This window comes from Fodinibius sp. (assembly GCF_034521915.1).
In the GTDB taxonomy this organism is placed as follows: Bacteria; Bacteroidota; Rhodothermia; order Balneolales; family Balneolaceae; genus Fodinibius.
Window position 1 is genome coordinate 90,752 of the sequence record NZ_JAXHLU010000018.1, and the last position, 17,771, is coordinate 108,522.

The following is a 17,771-nucleotide window of genomic DNA, read 5'->3' on the forward strand; positions in this document are numbered from 1 at the left end:
ACTAAAACAAGTCAGATTATAAATACGTTCGCTTATGATGACCGGAGAAAGTGATAAAAAAGAGGTTCCGACTTCATCAGTTTCATGGCTACTTATATTGGAAGGGATTGTCCTTTTTATCGGATTGCCGTTAGTGGAATATCTGGAAGCAAATTTTCTGCCAAAGTTGGTGTTGCTTGTATTAGTTGCGGTGTATTGTGGTTATATGCTTTGGCATGATCCTACATTTGGACGAGGACTGTTTCGCAGATCTGATGACGATCAGATTAGTAAAACAATTTTACTTCGTTTGCTAATTATTGCACCGGGATTGTTGGGGTTAGCGTGGCTGTTACATCCAGAAGATTTATTCGCCTTCCCACTTGAACGGCCCTGGATATGGATGCTTGTGATGGTGTTATATCCATTTTTTTCGGCCCTGCCACAGGAATTTATCTATCGCACGTTCTTTTTTCACCGATACAAAGATTTTTTCTATTTCAAGAACAGCGATATTCTGTTGAGTGCTTTGGCATTTTCCTTTTTACACATTGTATATGGAAACTGGTTGGCAGTAGCACTCAGTTTTGGCGGAGGCATATTGTTTGGTATGACCTACAAACGAACGCAATCTCTGTTTTGGGTTGCGATGGAGCATGTTATTTACGGCTGGCTGATTTTTACTCTGGGACTGGGGAGGTACTTTTATGAGGGATTTTAATCTTTTTAGATGATTGTATTGTCAGTGGTGAAGTTGCTGTAGAAGAGAGCTATATTCACCTACATCATATCAAATCTAGCAATATAAAAATAGCAGATAATGAGTCTTGATGTATCGCCAAAACAGTTTAAGCGTTGGATTGATGAAGCGGGTAAACTGGTCACATCACACTACCAGGAACATAGCAAATCAAAGGTTTTTGCCGGGAAAAGTCCTGCTGAGGTACAAAAGCTTCTGGATGAGCCTTTACCTGATGATCCGCAAAATATTGGTTCCCTGCTGGATGAAGTCGGTGAGAAGGTCTTAAGCACCATTACGAATAGTGCCGGACCGCGTTATTTCGGATACATTACGGGCGGTGGAAATCAAGTGGCGGTACTGGCGGAAATGATCAAGGCGTCAATTAATCAGAATAATCTAAAGTGGCACTCATCACCGGTGAGTACCGAACTGGAAAGACTGGTGATGCGTTGGGTGGCAGAATTTATCGGCTACCCGACCAGCAGTGCCGGGGTGTTGCTCAGCGGTGGGTCGGTCGCAAACTTTAACTGCCTGGCCGTGGCGCGTAAAATTAAAGCACCGATTGATATCTCGGAGGAGGGCATCTACGGCTCTCAGCCGATGACCGTTTATGTTTCGGAGGAGGGACACTCCAGTTTCGACAAGGCGATGGATATGTTGGGATTGGGCAAGAAGTATCTGCGTAAGATTCCGGTTGATGATGAGTTTCGAATTGATCTCGATCAGCTGGAAGAACAAATTCGGACCGATAAAAATGCAGGTCTTCAACCTATTTGTGCTATTGCCGTTGCAGGGACGACCAACACGGGTGCTGTTGATGATTTGGATGCCGTCGCTGATATTTGCCAGCGTTACGACTTGTGGTACCATGTGGATGCAGCTTATGGAGGTCCGGCTGCTAAAGTTGAGGGAAAAAGTGAGTTGTTTTCCGGGATTGAGAAAGCAGATTCGGTTGTTGTGAATCCCCATAAGTGGTTATATGTACCATTCGAAGCGGGCGGGGCTTTGGTTAAGAATCCCGATCATTTGCGCAAAACATTCAGCACTATTCCCGATTATCTAAAATCTGATGAGCAAACCGGGGCCCGTACCGATTTAATGGAATACAACCTTCCGCTTACAAAAGAGTTCAAGGCGTTAAAAGTTTGGATGACGATTAAGGCATTTGGTGCCACACGGTTGCGCGAGGAAATAGCTTCCGATATAAATAAGGCAAAGTATTTGTCGAAACTCGTGGAGTCGGATGAAAAACTGGAACTTATGGCCCCGGTTTCGTTATCGATTGTTTGTTTTCGATATAATCCCGGGGGGATGGAAGAGTCGGCCATAAACAGGGTGAATGATCAAATTATAAAGGAAATTGAGTCGGATGGGCGTGTGTTTCTAACGGGGACAAAAATAAATGGGAAAACCGCACTTCGGGTTTGCTTTATCAATCCCCGTACCAAGAAGGAGGATATACAACTGCTAAAAAAGGTGGTTTTGGAAATTGGCAGCAAGTTGGAGAAAAAGAGGGTTTGAAAAGGGAGAGCAAATAGTAGAATTTAATAAAAATCAGTTTATATTATCCGTAATTATATTAATATCAATAGTTTAGGAAGGGTTATTCGGGAAGTTGTTATTTTTGAGATGCGGGTTATTTTCATTACCTTTTTTAATTGTTTTTACAGCTACATTTTATGTTGTGAGCATAATAGAATCATCTACATATAACCAAATTAGTACAAGTTAGTTTATGGATTTATTTGATAAGCTTGAGTCCAGACCAAGCCCGTTAGGAGAATTTACTTCAGAAGGATACGGATATTATACATATCCCAAACTTGAAGGACCATTGGGTCCCGTAATGAAGTTTAACGATAAAGATGTAATTGTCTGGAGCATCAATGATTATCTAGGTATTGGCAGCAATGAAGAGATAAAAGAATATGATGCCAAAATTGCACAGGATTACAGTTTAAGCAGCCCTATGGGGGCCCGCCTGATGACGGGAAACTCTACCGAGCACGAAAAGCTGGAAGATGAGCTGGCCGATTTTGTTCATAAAGATGATGCTTTTCTGCTGAATTATGGTTACCAAGGCATTATGAGCGTTATACATGCGCTGGTAGATCGCAACGATGTTCTTATTTATGACGAGCTAAGCCACGCTTGTATTGTTGATGGAAAGCAGCTGGCTATGGCTGAAAAGTATGTGTTTAAGCATAACGATGTTGATAGTTTTAAGACTCAGTTGGAGCGAGCCCATCGCAAGAAAAAGGATGATGGGGCTGTCTTGGTTGTAACAGAGGGCGCCTTCGGGATGACCGGAGACCTTGGTATTCTCAATGAGATGATTGCACTTAAAGAAGAGTATCCGTTCCGTTTGCTTGTTGATGATGCGCATGGTGTTGGTACGATGGGTGAAGACGGTTCCGGTACTGGAACGCATTTAGATTGTCACGATGGAATTGATATCTACTTTGGAACTTTTGCCAAGGCTTTTGCTCTGATTGGTGCTTTTGTAGCTACCGATGAACGCGTTGTGGAATTTCTGAAAGCAAATGTGCGAAGTCAGATTTTTGCGAAGTCAGTACCCATGCCGATTGTGAAGTCGGCGCGCAAGCGACTGGAAATGATTCGTAATAATCCTCAGTGGAGAGAAAAGCTATGGGAAAATACGAACATGCTGCGCGGTGGACTCCGGGATATGGGATATAATGTATTGCCTGCCGAATGTCCCGTAACGCCTGTTTTAACAAAAGGAAGTACTGATCTCTGTCAGCTTATTATGCGAAAAATGCGTGAAGAGCACGGCATTTTTGTAAGCGGTGTTGCCTATCCGGTAGTACCAAAGGGCACGGTACTAATTCGTCTGATACCGACTGCCGCTCATACCGAAGAGCATATTGAAAAAACGCTCAAAGGGTTTGAAGCGATTAAAGATGTGGTATTTGCTGAGGCGGAAAAACAGAAGAAGAAAATGACGGCATGAGAGGCAGTTGCCAATTGATTTAACATTCAGAATCTATATAGAAAAAGCCCCGTCCGAAAACGGGGCTTTTTCTTTTCATAAATTGTTGGGATTCAGATCATTTCCCTATCATGGTTCTTAAGAAAATAGCTTTTTGATCAGGCCAATAACCCCATCCTTTTGATCTTTAGGCGAATCGCCCTTTTTACCACCGCTAAGCTTGTCATAGCTTGGACGTGGTAATTGAAGTTCGTCATCTTTCTTTTTACCGCGACCGTTGTTGCCGCCTTGTTTGGAGCGGTTATCACGCTTACCGCCACGAGACTTTTTCTTTTTCTGTTTCTTGCGCTCTTCAAGTTTCTGCTTCACTTTGTCCGGAAGTGGTAATTCTTTGGGTGCTTGTCCAAGGCTATTTTCCAGCTCGTTAATATCACTGCGATCCTGCTTAGAGACGAGTGACACAATGCGCGAAGCGGTACCCGAACCAACTAAGCTGGCGCGATATCGATATTCATTCGGATCGTTAGGCACATCGTAATTAATAACTTGTGTTACGCGATCTAACACCAGTTCTGCGGCCGGAATATCGGCTACCAGCAAATACTGGACATCACCATTGGTAAAGTTGGCAAATCGTTGTGACCGTTTCTCATCCGAAAGCTTTCCATGAAGGCTGGTGGCCTTCATATCATTTTTACGCAGCGTTCGATAGAGGCGATCCGTCCCGCGCTTCGAGGCTGTAAAAATAACACAGTTATCATGAGGAGTATTCTCAAGATGTGCCATCAGGGTCGTAATCTTCATGCGGTTAGGCACATAGATGTAGCCCTGTGATAAGTTTTGATCTACCTTTGGGGGCTCTGTTAACATGCCAGGTTTATCTTCAAAACCAATGGCAATAGGATCTTCAGTATGTTGTTTGGTAAGCTCTTTTACATCATCATCAACTTCTTTTGCATAAATAAGTGTTTGATGATCACTGAGTACCCGCTTTAAAATATTCTGTATTTTGTCCTGCAGATTTAGAGCCACCATTTCGTCAGCGGCATCGATAACCACTAATCCAACGTGACGGAATATGAATCTCAGATCCTGGCAAACATCCAACAGGGGACCGGGATTGCCAACAATAACCTCCACCTCACTTTGGATAGATTCCTTTTGTTCTTCGAGATCGGTATCCATATCGATGGAAGCACACTCAATTTGAGCATGATAACCCATAGCCCAAACAAGCTCATCAATTTCTTGAGACTCCTCGGGGTTGGGAGTTAGTACCAGTACCGAAGTACCGTCTTTGTCCTCTCTTTTATTGACCTGCTCAAGTGCTGGGATTACAAAAGAGGCGATCTTGCTGCTTCCCGGTTCGGCTTTTATAAGTGCATCATTGCCTTCCAGTACAGCTGGGATTACTTTTTCTTGCAGTTCAGTAAGTTCAGTATAACCAATGTCTTGAAGCCCGCTCATGATATTGGGGCTCAACGTCATTTCTTCAAACTTCAACGTGCTAACCTTTCATTTTATTAATGTTTGTTCTTCATGCATTCGCTTCAAAACCAAGCGATGCGTATCAATAGCAGAATATACAAAACTTATGCCGTTTGCTCATCTGATTTCGTGGTTTGTTGATAGTCTTTTTTAAACAACTGATCAATATTAAGTTCGCGACGGCTCTGCCTAATATAAACGAGTGATCCCCCTAACATTATTGTCATTCCCAATAATCCAAGAATACCCGCTTCGGGGCCAAAAGCACCGCCGGTAAAAAAGTCGGCCCCGGATTGCTGAATCTGGAGTATGGAAAACTCGATATTCTTACCGCTAACGGGAAAGCCGAGAATACCTGCCATTACAAAATTCCAGCTGAAATGAAGTCCGACCGACAAGCCCAAACTACCGGTCAGAACGTATGGTATGGCCAAGACGATACCTGCTAAAATGATATTGAATGTTGAGATAAATGAGGCATTAGGATTAAAAAAGTGCATAAACCCAAAGAGGGAAGATGTTAGCAATATGGCCATAACAAGGGCTCCATTTAATCCAACGGCGGGATATTTTAACCCTTCGGTGATATTGAGAAGCTGGTAGCCCCGCGAGAGCAGCTCCTCATGGAATCCCACCATAAGCATAGCTACAAAGAAGCTGATGATTCCGGTTAGAAATGGTGTTTCTAAGTCTGCTTCCCAGCCGTATTCAATAATAGTTATCCACCCTAACGACCATTGAATAAGAAAAATGGTGCTAATGGAAATGGCCGCAATCAAACATCCGGTAAAAAAATCTTTACTCCACTGCTTGTTGAAATTGATTCCGTATTCAAAAAAAGAGCGTTTATCTAACAGTTTTGCTGCAAGCCAGACGCTTAGGATAATTCCCAAAAATTGAGGAATGGTGGTGTATATGATTAGCGGATCAGCTAACAGTTGTTGAACGCCCATTATGCCGAAGCCGACAAACAGAAACATGAAGATGAATTGAATTAACAGCCGCCACCCGGCTCTGGGGCGCTGTTCGTTATTATTGATGAAGATATTCATGGATTAAGAAACATTAGCAGTTTTGATTCGGTTACCTTAGTATAAAGGCAACATAATCTATGTGAAAAGCTAAAGGAAATCAGAAATTTATGAGTGATCGTTTTGTCTTGGAGGCATCCAAACAGGAAGTAGAAGAACTATTTGAGGTTTCAACGGCGCGGGATGATTTTTTTAAGCCGGACTATAATATCGCGCCCGGTTCGCTTATTCCGGTTGTTTATGAAGAGGATGAAAAACGAAAAGTCTATACTTTTCGCTGGGGATTGATTCCGCCCGATGCCGAAGAAGAAATTGAGGGCAACGACAATTTTGTCGTTCCTATTGAAGAACTCGAAGAGGATGAGTGGCTGACGAAGTGTGTTGAGCAGCGTCGATGTCTGATACCGGCCAACGGATTTTACAAATGGAAATTCAGCGAAAAGAAAAGCACGCCTTTTTACATCAGGCTGCTGTCTAACGAGCTGACAGCCATTGCCGGGATTTATTCTGTCTGGAAATCTTCGGCTGGCCGCGATGTCTATTCCTGCGCGATGCTTACGACTGAAGCCAACACGCTCGTTCAGCCTGTTGACGACCGGATGCCTATTTTTGTGCATCCTGATGATCATGATCAGTGGCTGGGAGATGATGTGTTAAGTGAATCGGAGTTGGAGAAAGTGATTAATGGTTACGCCATGACCGAATTGACGGTCAATCGCGTATCTGAGGATGTCAATGACCCCGAAAATAACAGTCCGGAACTTATACAGCCGATTCCCAAATAATGACAGGACCGAGGATTAATCCAATCAGCCCACTAAATTACTGTTCGCCTTCTTTATAAATCCGCATGGTGGGGTAAGCCAGTTCAATATCATCATGGTTATCAAACTTATCCAATATATCTTCCCAGATATCTTGGCCTAATCTACGTCGCCGCCGGGGATTGGAGAGGTGGCGGATTGTCAGGCAAATGCCGCTGTCCCGTACATCCGTATAGACCGTAGGTGTTAGATACCGATAGTGGATAAGGTACGATTTTTTAGCATAACTCACTTGGTTTTGAGCCTCTTTCACATAATCCTTTAAGTGATCATCGGCAATTTCGTGAAGAATTTGTTTTGCTTTCTTCCAGTCGCTTTCAAAAGTGACGAGCACCGGCAGCTCGTTCCATATGAACTCAAAATCGCTGGTGTAATTGGCCAGTGAATCATCAAACACCAAATGATTGGGCACATGGATAACGCGACCGGTACTCTGGTCGGCATGCACCCAGTTGCCGATTTCCAATAATGTAAATTTGAAAACTCGGACATCAATTACATCGCCTTTGACATCGCCAACCTGAATGCGGTCTCCAACATCAAAAGGTTTGCGCCAGATTAGGAAGATCCATCCGGCAAAATCAGTGACGGGACCTCTCAGCGCAATAGCTAAACCGGCAGAAAGTAATCCCAAAAAGGTGGCCAGCGATTGCAACCCTTCAAACCAGATGCGTCCAACAATTAAAAAGCCGATGAAAACGGCGATATATGTCAGATTTTTACGCCATTTGTATTGGGCTTTTGCCTCCGGTAGTTTTTTGTTGATGATACGTATAGCGATAAGGCGAATCAGCCAAATAATAAAAATGGCAATGATCGAAATAATAACCTGGTAGGTAATACCGGGGGAATTCTGAATGAACTCTTGAACTCTATTTGGGAAATCTGGCACGGCTAATTATTTAGGCAATGAAATATTTACTGATTCAAATTGTTAGTATAGGTGCATTACAGCTAAATTTCTATTATATATTCATTGTAAAGAAAAGGAATTTTGAATAACTTTACGGGTCTGAAAATTACTGTTAGATAGATTACTCTTATGCTTTATACAATTATATTATCGACTATTACTTTAATCTGCATTTTATTGGTAATTGTTATTTTGCTGCAACCGGGCCAGGGACAAGGAATATCCGGTGGTTTGGCAGGTGGACAGGCAGGTGGCCAGGGCCTTGGAGCTCGTCGCACAGCTGACCTGCTATCCAAATCTACAACGGTACTTGGAGCAGCATTGTTGGCGCTCAGCGTGTTTGCGAACTTTGCCATTGAGCGTGAAGGTGCTACCGAAAGTGCGGTACAACAAAGTGGGGTTGAAGCCCCCGCCCAGCAAAGCAATGGAGTAAATGATGCCTCCCAGACGCCATCAGCGGTACCCGAACTGCCACAGAACCAAGGTGGTAACAACGGTGGTGGAGATAACGGAGGAAGTTCGGGAGACGATAATTAATTCCGAAACGAATAAAGATTTTATACAGCCCGATTTCTGAACAGGAAGTCGGGCTTTTCTATTGGTCACTCATGATTTCAGATAACAGGCGGTGTGATTTGAGCCGTTTATCATGATCATAAATGTAGGTAGCGGTCATAATTTCATCGGCATTCGTTTTTTTTACGAAACTGGAAAGCTCTTCTTTAACAGTCTCTTTGTTGCCCACGAATGTGTATTTCAACATCTGCTCGACAGCCATTCGCTCACGCATATTCCAAACCGTATTCATATTGTCAACGGGGGGTGGCATGGGATCACGATTGCCGGTAACGACCCCCATAAACATCTGTTTTAGGGAGGTGGACAGATATTCAGCTTGTTCGTCAGTATCTGCTATAACTGTATTAATACAGGGCATTACATAGGGATTGTCCAATTGTTCTGAAGGCTGAAATTCTTCGCGATATACCTGAAGTGCCGCATGCAGTTGCTGTGGAGAAAAGTGGCTGGCAAAGACGTAGGGTAATCCCAATGCGGCGGCCAGATGAGCGCTGTCGGTACTGGAACCTAAAATCCACAACGGTACTTCGGTTCCTTCACCGGGAATGGCACGGACATCTGCCGAACTGTTATCAGCAGAAAAATACTGCTGCAGTTGTTTTACATTTTGAGGAAATTGCCGCACCTGCTGCATGCGGTCGGGACGAATGGCCTGCGCGGTTTTTTGATCGGTGCCCGGCGCGCGTCCCAAACCCAGGTCAATGCGATCGGGATAAAGCGTAGCCAGCGTCCCGTAGTGTTCGGCAATAACCAGCGGAGAGTGATTTGGCAGCATTACGCCACCCGAGCCAATTCGTAATGTTTCGGTGGCTTCGGCTACATGTCCCAGCAGAACAGAAGTTGCCGAGCTGGCGATATTTTCCATATTGTGATGTTCGGCCATCCAGAATCGGGTGTAGCCCCAGTCTTCGACATGGCGAGCTAAATCGCGGCTGTTTTCAATGGCGTCAGCGGCGGAATTGCCCTCGGTTATTACAGCTAAATCCAGTACAGAGTATTTTACCTCAGAAAGGGGATTGTTGCTCATAAATTAAGACAGGAAATTCTTATCAAAATAAGTTAGACACAGAAAATACAGTATAAAGCGTTAACTGATTACTCTTTTAATTGTTGGATATCAGCATCATCAAAATGAGTGGCGGGGAAACGGATCGTCCAAACACCACGAAGGTCGCCCATAGAAAATCCTGTAGCCTGATCTTTGGGATACAGTTCCTGAATAGTAGCCAGGTTTTCTTTGCTGATATCTTCATTGACCTTACCGTGACAGTTCAAACAGAGAGAATTGGTAATAGTAATCGGGGCATGAAATGTGATTCTGTTTTCATCGGCATAGGTAACGGGTTGTAGCTTATCACCCGATTCTAATTTTTTGATATACTGTTTGATGACTTCGGCTTCGAGCGAGTCGGCGGTGTTGTAGGGGTTGCGCGGTTTATGACTGGCGCGACGAATACTTACGTCATGATGAGCTGAAAGCGAATCAGTAAGAGGCATCGCCTCTACATTACAGAATTCCAAGGCATACTCAACACCTCCTTCTTGCATAGCTTTTTGCAGGTTTGAACTCAATGTCTGAAAAGTTGCTTTCGCTATCTTTTGTCCCTCATTTACTACAACAGTAGTATCGTATGCTAATTTATTATCAGTTTGTTCTTGGGATTCGGACTGACAGCCGTAACCCATTGCCAAAATAAATGCTATTAATATTCCATATCGCATAATGAATAGTGGTTATGTTTCTGAGGATACTACTGTAATCTAATAGATAAATAGTTGTTATTCTATATTAATAATTTGTCCGGTGATGAGCGTCTTGAGACTTTTTTCGTAGCCGTCGACGACGTGCTCCATTTTGGCAGGCGTATGTCCCGGAAAGAAATCGCCGAGTGCATCGGCTGAATCTTCGACCAGCGCGGGACTTACAGCATTAATGCGAAATCCGTTCTGTAGAAATTCTCCGTAGGCGCCCGTCACAAATCCATTAACTGCGCCATTAATCGTGCTCAAAATGCTTCCTTGTGGTATGGGATCGTCAGAAAGAATTCCGGAGGTAAGCGTTACACTGCCGCCTTCATTCAGGTAATTCATGGCCGTGAGGGCTACGTTGATCTGTCCCATCATCTTGCTTTTAACGCCCTCCAGAAAATCCTCGTTCGTAGAGTCGACCAAGGGTTTTACAGGCGCCGATCCTGCAGTGACAATTACGGCATCGACGTTACCTGTTTCTTTAAAGAGTTTTTTGATGGATGCCGGATTGGTAATATCCGTTTGTATGTCGCCCGAACTGCTTCCGGCAATAATTAGCTCGTTGTCGGCATCAAGTCGTTCTGTCACTTTTGAGCCGATAGTTCCGGTTCCGCCTATCAATAAAATTTTCATAATAATCTATGTTGAGATTCAGATGGTTTAATAATTACGTCTGAAGGATGGATATTTTCCACCCCAAAGGAAAATATATTCTTCAAATTGATGGGATAGGAAGTGTTTATATGATGATTACAAATCTGATCCCTTTTTATGGTACTTATTGGATCAAAGTAAGTGCTTGGAGATTTTGATAATACAACTGATATAAGGATGAAAACCATAGTAATGAAAGCAATTTGAAAAAGTGTTAAAAGTGCTAAAAAAAGACCAAAAGAAAAGTATCTTAATAATTATCCAATAAGCATGTGAACTTTGTAAAATTTTGGTACCAGTTGAGCTATAGATTTCCGGTTGCAAATTATGCCCCAATAGGAATCTACTGCTAAGCATTTAAATTGGATTTGATCCAGTTAATAATCAATGTGTCAATATCCGTGAGTTAGCTTAGGAGGGAGTTATTAAACGAGTCTTATCTACAGTTTGTGATCAGGGCATAAAAAAATCCTGGTAATCTTTTCCAAGCAAGGGAATTCCCAGCCTTATACCCAAAGAGAAGTAACTGGCCGAGTTTAAGAAAGAACTAGTTGCATGATCTGTCTTAACCAACTGACTAATTTTTTAGCAATACCATGTTGACTAATAGTATTAATGATCAGTAGATAACATTAGAACATATTAATTAGAAACAGTATAAATTTTGTATCATATTTGATGTAATATTATCTAAAGTCATTAATAGAGAAATAATAAAATAAACGGCACAGATGTTAAAAAGCACTCATTTATTTGTCCTATCAATATTCGTATTTAGTCTATTCGCGATTGCTTCATGCGAAATTCTTGAACAAAACGATAAACAATTATCTGAATCTCTTGAACCAGTGGAAGAAGTAACCCTGATTTCTGGAGGAGAAGATGCAACAATCACGGTGAATAAGGACAATAAAGCGTTTTTCAGAATTGAATTCAGTGATATTGAACAAAATGATGTAATCTCAGAATGGTATTGGAGAAGGGTGGTGTATAGATTGGCAGACCTCAATCGATTCTGAAAACGGTGTCTACAATGGTATTGAACTCTACTCTACGTATAGGGTTGAAAAGTGGAAACCGGTTAATTATTTGATTAATATCAAAGAAGATCTGATGACCAATAATCCTGATATTACTTATCGTGAAATCCAGCTGGCAATTTGGTCATTTCGTGCAATTCCTGAGTTTAATTTGGAAGAAGTTGCATTAGAAGATCTGCCTGGTAGAATGGTTAAAGATGGTAAACCCAATTTTAGCTATGAAAGAGTAAAAGAAATTATAGCTACTGTTGAGCAAGGGTATGGTGAGTTTGAATATAATGATGAGAGTAAGTTTGCTGTTATAGCTTCTACTCCTCCTGATGTTCAGACAGTATTTACAGTTGTTAATTAAAGCCAAACAAAATAAGCAATCGGGGTTAGTTCAACTTTTTACTGTGAACTTGCTACATTTTGGTAGACACCCAATCAGCTATAGGTTGTCGACTCCAAACCATAACGACAACCTGTTATAGCAATTCTATAAAAAATGATGCTATAGCAAAGAATTTAAAGCGGCAAGCTCAAAGAGGGTCTCCTTTAAAAGCTTGACTCTTTAAAGTCCTTATTTATACTGTTAAGGGTATAAATGAAAGTATATAAAGGAGTTAAGCCAAAGAAGAGAAAACAGCTTCACTTACCGATACAAAATCGCGAAAAGATCGAATCCAGAATATCTTCGGTAGTAATTTCTCCGGTAATGGTTCCCAGATCTTTAAGAGCCGAGCGCAAATCAATAGAAAGAAAATCGCCTGTCATACCCTGATCAAGTGCGTTTAAAGCGCTGCGAACATTTTCCTGAGCGTTTTGGAGCGCATCGCGGTGGCGACTGGAAGTTACGAGCAGGCTCGAGGAATCGTACTCCTTATTTTCGAGGGCTCGTTGTTTCATTAGTTTTTTGAGCTCGTCAATTTTTTCGCCCTCTAATGCCGAAATTTTCAGGTCGTAATCCATGCGCTCATCGTCAACATCTAAGGCGATATCGTTTTTAGTACCTATAAGTACGAAGGGCGTATCCCCTGCACTTTTTTGGAAGCGGGCGATATCTTCGCGCTCTTCCTGAGTCAGTTGTTTTGATAGATCTTTCAGGTAGACAGCCAGATCCGCTTTTTCGAAGGCTTCCTGCGAACGCTTAACGCCCTCGGCCTCAATTACATCTTCGGTATCGCGGAGTCCGGCAGTATCGGTGAGTGTAAAACGCAGTCCGTCGTAACTCCAGTCCACGTCAATGGTGTCCCGCGTGGTGCCAGCTATGTCGGTAACGATGGCCCGGTCTTTACCCACCAGTGTATTCAGGAGTGTAGATTTTCCGGCATTGGGGAGCCCAATGAACACAGTTTTAACGCCGTGCTTAACTAGCCGCCCTGTTTCGTAGGTGGCCAGGAGATTATCAATTTCCTTATCGAGTTCTTTCAGGAGTCGCTCCAATTCTTCCTTGTCGGCAAATTCGACGTCTTCTTCTACAAAATCGAGCTCGAGTTCTACCATAGCCGTAGCGTCGATGATCTGCTGCCGAAATTGCTTGATATGTTCGCCAAGCTGCCCTTCGAGTTGCTGATGGGCCGCATCCATGGCCTTTTTACTTTTCGCGTGGATAAGATCGGCAACGGCCTCGGCCTGGCTTAGCTCCATTTTTCCATTCAGAAAAGCACGCTGGGTGAATTCCCCCGGTTCGGCAGATCGAATTCCCAGCTCCAACATAGCTTCTAAAACGGCTTGGGTTACGAGCACTCCGCCGTGACATGATATTTCAACGGTTTCTTCTCCGGTGTATGATTTTGGAGAATGGAACAGCGTAGCTAATACTTCATCTACGACATTGTCATCTTGATCTATAATTTTGCCAAAATGTACCGTATGGGATTCCTGCTCGGTAAGATCTATGCCACTAAAGGCAGCATTAACTTGGGCAATTGCATTTTTGCCCGATACGCGGATTACAGCAATTCCCCCTTCACCCACAGGTGTGGCAATGGCCGCAATAGGTTCTTTCTGATTAATTTCTTGTTGTTCTTCTGTATTAGGAGTGGCTTCTTCTTTTGTCATAGCAATAAATATAAGGCGTTTTGCACCTTATATCATTCAAATAAAAAACCCTGTCAAAGTTGTATACTCTGACAGGGTTCGGATAAAAAATCCTAAAATATTACTCTACATCACCCATTAATCGTTTAACTGGAGGTGCCGCAAGTAAACCTACAATTCCTCCACCGCCGACCAACAGTGCTACGCTCCCAAATAAGCTGCTTGGTTCCAGCGTTTCCAGTTGCCCGGCCATCAGCCCTGCAAATAAGTTGCCGAGTGCCGCTGCTACAAACCAAACCCCCATCATTTGACTGACAAGACGTTCTGGGGCAAGCTTCGTCATTGAAGAGAGTCCAACAGGAGACAGACAAAGTTCACCGCAGGTATGAAGGAAGTAAGTAACGATGAGCCATGTTGGAGCAACAGAGTTGGGGCCTGTAGCATTAGCGGCTCCCCAAGAAATTACGAAAAAGCCTGCAGCTAGTCCCAAAAGTCCTAGACCGAACTTAACAGGGATCGAAGGGTTTGCATTACGAGCTGCTAACCATGTCCAAAACCAGCCAAATACAGGTGCCAATATTACAATAAAGAGTGGATTAATATTTTGAAGCATACTTGCCGGCATTTCCCACGTGGCGGTTAATTGGGTAGAAACGTAATAGACAAAGCCAACAACCAGTAAAGAGAGACCGGCTGTTCCTGCTTTACCAACCCACCAAAGGTTATCACGCTTAAAAATACGCCAGCTTATATAACCGAGGGGAAGTGCCAGTATTAAGGCAGGAAGAAATGCACCTACTTGGCTAATTAATCCATAGGGACCGAAAGTGCGATCAGTTTCTCGATCTGCAAATAAATTAAGAGAGGAACCTGCCTGCTCAAAACCACTCCAGAAAAGTGCTGCTAGAATAAAAAGCCAAAAAATTACAAATAATCTTTTCTTTTCTAGTGAAACATTGAGACTTGGCATGAACATCCGAACAGTATTGAAGAGGAGAAAGGCTATTACCGTAATTCCAATACCAATTTGGTACGAAAATAACGTGTAGCCCCAACTAAATGATGCAGCGTAAAATCCAGCAGCGGCTAATAGTAATACAATCCCAATCCATTTTGTATCGTTGATGAGATAAGCAAAGAAAACTACGGCTATAAGAGCCACGCTGGTACCCAAAGTTTGAGCAAGTTGCTGCAGTGATATCCCGATAACCCCAGTATTCATCAGGATGCTAAACAGAATGATAACTGCAGTACATGCGCCGGTTGTTATCCAAAAATTTCGGCTACGTCGAGAAAGTGTTTCTCGGCTGTCATCTACCTTCAGTTTTCCAGCTTCTCCCAGATTTTTCTCACCAACTTTATAGGAAATAAGTCCGAGGAGCATTCCGAAACCAGCCAATGAAAATCCCCAGTGCCAGTTGTAACCTTCGCCGAGAATACCACAAAGCGTAGGTCCTAAAATAGCACCGAAGTTAATCCCCATATAAAAAATAGAAAATCCGGCATCGCGTCGGGCACCTCCTTCGGGATAGAGCTCACCAACCATAGAACTTACATTTGGCTTTAAAAGTCCGGTTCCTATTACGATGAAAATGAGTCCCAGGTAAAAAGAAGGTTCATCGGGAAGTCCCATCAGTGGGCCGGCCATTGTAAAGTGGCCTAGAGCAATAATACATCCACCTATAAAAACACTTTTCTTTTGTCCCCATAGCTTGTCGGCAACCCAGCCGCCGGGTAAAGCCAAGACGTATACAAAAAACGTATAAAGTCCATATATAGCAGTAGCTCTGCCATCACTAAATCCAAGACCTGGATTTTCTCCGGTTACAGCTGCTGCCATAAAAAGAACTAGAAGGGCACGCATTCCATAATAACTGAAGCGCTCCCAAAACTCCGTAAAAAACAATGTTGATAGCCCCCGCGGATGGCCAAAAAAGTCATTTTTTTGGGAGTTATCAGTCTCTACTGTCCCTGTTTGTTCGTTTGCCATTGAAACTGGTATTTATTTAAAATTGCAATTCCCAATAACACAATTGATTTACGCCGTGCATGATAATTAAACCGACATAGTGAAGCAACTTTTTAAGTGTTTGTATTATTTAACGACTGATACAGAGATATTCAAACAGGGGTAGATGGTACGCAATACGCATTAAATTTATTACATTGCCAAAAATCCGAAGTAAAAAAATTGGTGATGAGTACAGAAAAAGGAGTCGTCAAAAATATAAAAGCACCAACCGGAACTGAATTGCAGTGCAAGGGCTGGCATCAGGAGGCCGCCCTGCGTATGCTGATGAATAATCTCGATCCTGATGTCGCTGAGAAGCCAGACGAGCTTATTGTCTATGGTGGGAGTGGCAAAGCGGCGCGCAACTGGGAGTGCTATCATAAAATTGTTGAAACGCTAAAGCGACTCGAAAATGATGAAACGCTTTTGGTGCAGAGCGGCAAGCCGGTGGGCGTATTTCAGACGCATGATGAGGCCCCGCGCGTGATTATTGCCAATGCGCACTTGGTACCTAACTGGGCTAATTGGGATGAGTTTCGCCGCCTAGATAAAATGGGGTTGACGATGTACGGACAAATGACGGCCGGATCGTGGATATATATCGGTACGCAGGGCATTTTGCAGGGCACATATGAAACCTTTGCGGAATGTGCCCGCCAGAAATTTGATGGTACGCTAGAAGGTCAACTGTTGGTCACGGCTGGACTCGGTGGCATGGGTGGCGCTCAGCCGCTGGCAGCTACGATGAACGGCGCGGCCTGCATCGCCATCGAAGTGGATGAAAGTCATATTGACCGGCGTATCGAAACTGGTTATTGTGACATAAAGTGTTCGAATCTGGATGAGGCGCTCGAAAAAGCACTGGATGCCAAAGAGAAAGGAGAATCGCTATCTATTGGATTATTAGGAAATGTGGCCGAAGTGCTACCTAAAATGTTGGAAAAAGGCGTGATCCCCGATGTGTTGACCGATCAGACTGCGGCCCATGATCTCCAGGTTGGATATATTCCTGCCGGGATGTCGGTTGAAGAGGCTGCCGAAGAGCGTGAGCTAAACCCTGAAATGTACCAAGAGGCCGTGCTTGACTCGATGGTGACCCATGTAGAAACTATGTTGAAAATGCAGGAAAAGGGAGCCATTACCTTTGATTACGGAAATAACCTGCGCGGCCAGGTGGCCGATCATCGCGGTATGGACGAAGCCTTTAACTTCCCGGGATTTGTACCCGCTTTCGTTCGTCCGCTGTTTTGTAAAGGCTCCGGTCCGTTTCGCTGGGCGGCGCTTTCCGGCAATCCCGAAGATATTTATACCACTGATCAAGCGGTACTGGATACGTTTCCTGAGAAAGAATCGCTAAATCGGTGGATTCGCAAAGCCCAAGATCAGGTGCAGTTTCAAGGCCTGCCGTCGCGCATCTGCTGGCTGGAGTACGGTGAACGCGCCGAGATGGGTGCCAAGTTTAACTGGCTCGTCAAAAAGGGAAAAGTAGATGCTCCCCTGGTAATCGGTCGTGATCACCTGGATGCGGGGTCGGTGGCATCGCCAAACCGCGAGACCGAAGGAATGAAAGATGGCTCAGATGCCATTGCCGACTGGCCGCTGCTTAATGCTATGTTGAATACAGCAAGTGGAGCAAGTTGGGTGTCACTACATCATGGCGGCGGCGTTGGAATTGGGTATTCAATTCACGGAGGAATGGTCTGTGTTGCTGATGGAACGGAGTCGGCCGACAAACGACTCAAGCGCGTGCTTACCAATGATCCGGGCAGTGGTGTGATGCGTCACG

Annotated in this window: 16 protein-coding genes; 8 read left to right on the top strand and 8 right to left on the bottom strand. The window is 43.6% G+C overall.

The window, feature by feature from the left end; translation table 11 throughout:
- Positions 1–34: 34 nt before the first annotated feature.
- The 3 genes from U5J89_RS14205 to U5J89_RS14215 all read left to right on the top strand — a co-directional run bounded on the left by U5J89_RS14205 (position 35) and on the right by U5J89_RS14215 (position 3,695).
- Positions 35–700 carry a CPBP family intramembrane glutamic endopeptidase gene (locus U5J89_RS14205; RefSeq protein ID WP_322576306.1) on the top strand — a complete coding sequence of 222 codons (666 nt, stop codon included), beginning with the start codon at positions 35–37 and terminating at the stop codon, positions 698–700.
- Positions 701–799: 99 nt separating this feature from the next.
- Positions 800–2,242 (top strand): aspartate aminotransferase family protein, encoded by a 1,443-nt coding sequence (locus U5J89_RS14210; protein WP_322576307.1) that lies wholly within the window; start codon positions 800–802, stop codon positions 2,240–2,242.
- Between the two features lie 214 nt (positions 2,243–2,456).
- The gene (locus U5J89_RS14215) at positions 2,457–3,695 is read left to right on the top strand and encodes an aminotransferase class I/II-fold pyridoxal phosphate-dependent enzyme (protein ID WP_322576308.1); all 1,239 of its coding nucleotides are present in this window, start codon (positions 2,457–2,459) and stop codon (positions 3,693–3,695) included.
- A gap of 117 nt (positions 3,696–3,812) precedes the next feature.
- Here the strand turns inward: U5J89_RS14215 and U5J89_RS14220 are convergent, their stop codons facing one another.
- On the bottom strand, positions 3,813–5,177 hold the full coding sequence (locus U5J89_RS14220; RefSeq protein ID WP_322576309.1) for a DEAD/DEAH box helicase: 1,365 nt from the start codon (positions 5,175–5,177) through the stop codon (positions 3,813–3,815).
- Between the two features lie 89 nt (positions 5,178–5,266).
- Positions 5,267–6,214, bottom strand: coding sequence for a type II CAAX endopeptidase family protein (locus U5J89_RS14225; RefSeq protein ID WP_322576310.1), 948 nt, complete (start codon positions 6,212–6,214; stop codon positions 5,267–5,269).
- A gap of 89 nt (positions 6,215–6,303) precedes the next feature.
- Here U5J89_RS14225 and U5J89_RS14230 point away from each other — a divergent pair, with 89 nt between their 5' ends.
- Entirely contained in the window at positions 6,304–6,978 is a 675-nt protein-coding gene (locus U5J89_RS14230) for an SOS response-associated peptidase (protein ID WP_322576311.1), read from the top strand.
- A gap of 37 nt (positions 6,979–7,015) precedes the next feature.
- Here the strand turns inward: U5J89_RS14230 and U5J89_RS14235 are convergent, their stop codons facing one another.
- Positions 7,016–7,909, bottom strand: a complete 894-nt coding sequence (locus tag U5J89_RS14235) for a mechanosensitive ion channel family protein (RefSeq protein WP_322576312.1) — start codon at positions 7,907–7,909, stop codon at positions 7,016–7,018.
- Positions 7,910–8,059: 150 nt separating this feature from the next.
- Here U5J89_RS14235 and secG point away from each other — a divergent pair, with 150 nt between their 5' ends.
- Entirely contained in the window at positions 8,060–8,467 is a 408-nt protein-coding gene (secG, locus tag U5J89_RS14240; protein ID WP_322576313.1) for a preprotein translocase subunit SecG, read from the top strand.
- Positions 8,468–8,525: 58 nt separating this feature from the next.
- Here the strand turns inward: secG and U5J89_RS14245 are convergent, their stop codons facing one another.
- From U5J89_RS14245 to U5J89_RS14255, 3 genes are all read right to left on the bottom strand, one after another.
- Positions 8,526–9,536: an LLM class flavin-dependent oxidoreductase gene (locus tag U5J89_RS14245; protein ID WP_322576314.1), complete on the bottom strand. Its 1,011-nt coding sequence runs from the start codon at positions 9,534–9,536 to the stop codon at positions 8,526–8,528.
- Positions 9,537–9,604: 68 nt separating this feature from the next.
- Positions 9,605–10,231 (bottom strand): DUF3365 domain-containing protein, encoded by a 627-nt coding sequence (locus tag U5J89_RS14250; RefSeq protein WP_322576315.1) that lies wholly within the window; start codon positions 10,229–10,231, stop codon positions 9,605–9,607.
- A 57-nt stretch (positions 10,232–10,288) separates the two neighbouring features.
- Positions 10,289–10,891, bottom strand: a complete 603-nt coding sequence (locus U5J89_RS14255; RefSeq protein WP_322576316.1) for a short chain dehydrogenase — start codon at positions 10,889–10,891, stop codon at positions 10,289–10,291.
- A gap of 752 nt (positions 10,892–11,643) precedes the next feature.
- Between U5J89_RS14255 and U5J89_RS14260 the strand changes: the two genes are divergently transcribed.
- Both U5J89_RS14260 and U5J89_RS14265 read left to right on the top strand, forming a co-directional pair.
- Positions 11,644–11,931 carry a hypothetical protein gene (locus U5J89_RS14260; RefSeq protein WP_322576317.1) on the top strand — a complete coding sequence of 96 codons (288 nt, stop codon included), beginning with the start codon at positions 11,644–11,646 and terminating at the stop codon, positions 11,929–11,931.
- Between the two features lie 70 nt (positions 11,932–12,001).
- On the top strand, positions 12,002–12,304 hold the full coding sequence (locus U5J89_RS14265) for a hypothetical protein (RefSeq protein ID WP_322576318.1): 303 nt from the start codon (positions 12,002–12,004) through the stop codon (positions 12,302–12,304).
- 278 nt (positions 12,305–12,582) lie between these two features.
- Here the strand turns inward: U5J89_RS14265 and mnmE are convergent, their stop codons facing one another.
- Positions 12,583–13,995 carry a tRNA uridine-5-carboxymethylaminomethyl(34) synthesis GTPase MnmE gene (gene mnmE, locus U5J89_RS14270; protein WP_322576319.1) on the bottom strand — a complete coding sequence of 471 codons (1,413 nt, stop codon included), beginning with the start codon at positions 13,993–13,995 and terminating at the stop codon, positions 12,583–12,585.
- A 100-nt stretch (positions 13,996–14,095) separates the two neighbouring features.
- Complete coding sequence (locus tag U5J89_RS14275; protein WP_322576320.1) at positions 14,096–15,964, bottom strand: peptide MFS transporter; 1,869 nt, start codon at positions 15,962–15,964, stop codon at positions 14,096–14,098.
- Positions 15,965–16,171: 207 nt separating this feature from the next.
- Here U5J89_RS14275 and hutU point away from each other — a divergent pair.
- The coding region (gene hutU / locus U5J89_RS14280; protein ID WP_322576321.1) for a urocanate hydratase at positions 16,172–17,771 on the top strand (1,600 nt) is incomplete at its 3' end.

Coding starts and splice junctions, on each gene's coding strand:
- secG (WP_322576313.1), top strand. CDS start 8,060: ATGCTTTATACAATTATATTATCGACTATTACTTTAATCTGCATTTTA.
- U5J89_RS14230 (WP_322576311.1), top strand. CDS start 6,304: ATGAGTGATCGTTTTGTCTTGGAGGCATCCAAACAGGAAGTAGAAGAA.
- U5J89_RS14260 (WP_322576317.1), top strand. CDS start 11,644: ATGTTAAAAAGCACTCATTTATTTGTCCTATCAATATTCGTATTTAGT.
- U5J89_RS14225 (WP_322576310.1), bottom strand. CDS start 6,214: ATGAATATCTTCATCAATAATAACGAACAGCGCCCCAGAGCCGGGTGG.
- U5J89_RS14250 (WP_322576315.1), bottom strand. CDS start 10,231: ATGCGATATGGAATATTAATAGCATTTATTTTGGCAATGGGTTACGGC.
- U5J89_RS14205 (WP_322576306.1), top strand. CDS start 35: ATGATGACCGGAGAAAGTGATAAAAAAGAGGTTCCGACTTCATCAGTT.
- U5J89_RS14245 (WP_322576314.1), bottom strand. CDS start 9,536: ATGAGCAACAATCCCCTTTCTGAGGTAAAATACTCTGTACTGGATTTA.
- U5J89_RS14210 (WP_322576307.1), top strand. CDS start 800: ATGAGTCTTGATGTATCGCCAAAACAGTTTAAGCGTTGGATTGATGAA.
- U5J89_RS14215 (WP_322576308.1), top strand. CDS start 2,457: ATGGATTTATTTGATAAGCTTGAGTCCAGACCAAGCCCGTTAGGAGAA.
- U5J89_RS14275 (WP_322576320.1), bottom strand. CDS start 15,964: ATGGCAAACGAACAAACAGGGACAGTAGAGACTGATAACTCCCAAAAA.
- U5J89_RS14255 (WP_322576316.1), bottom strand. CDS start 10,891: ATGAAAATTTTATTGATAGGCGGAACCGGAACTATCGGCTCAAAAGTG.
- mnmE (WP_322576319.1), bottom strand. CDS start 13,995: ATGACAAAAGAAGAAGCCACTCCTAATACAGAAGAACAACAAGAAATT.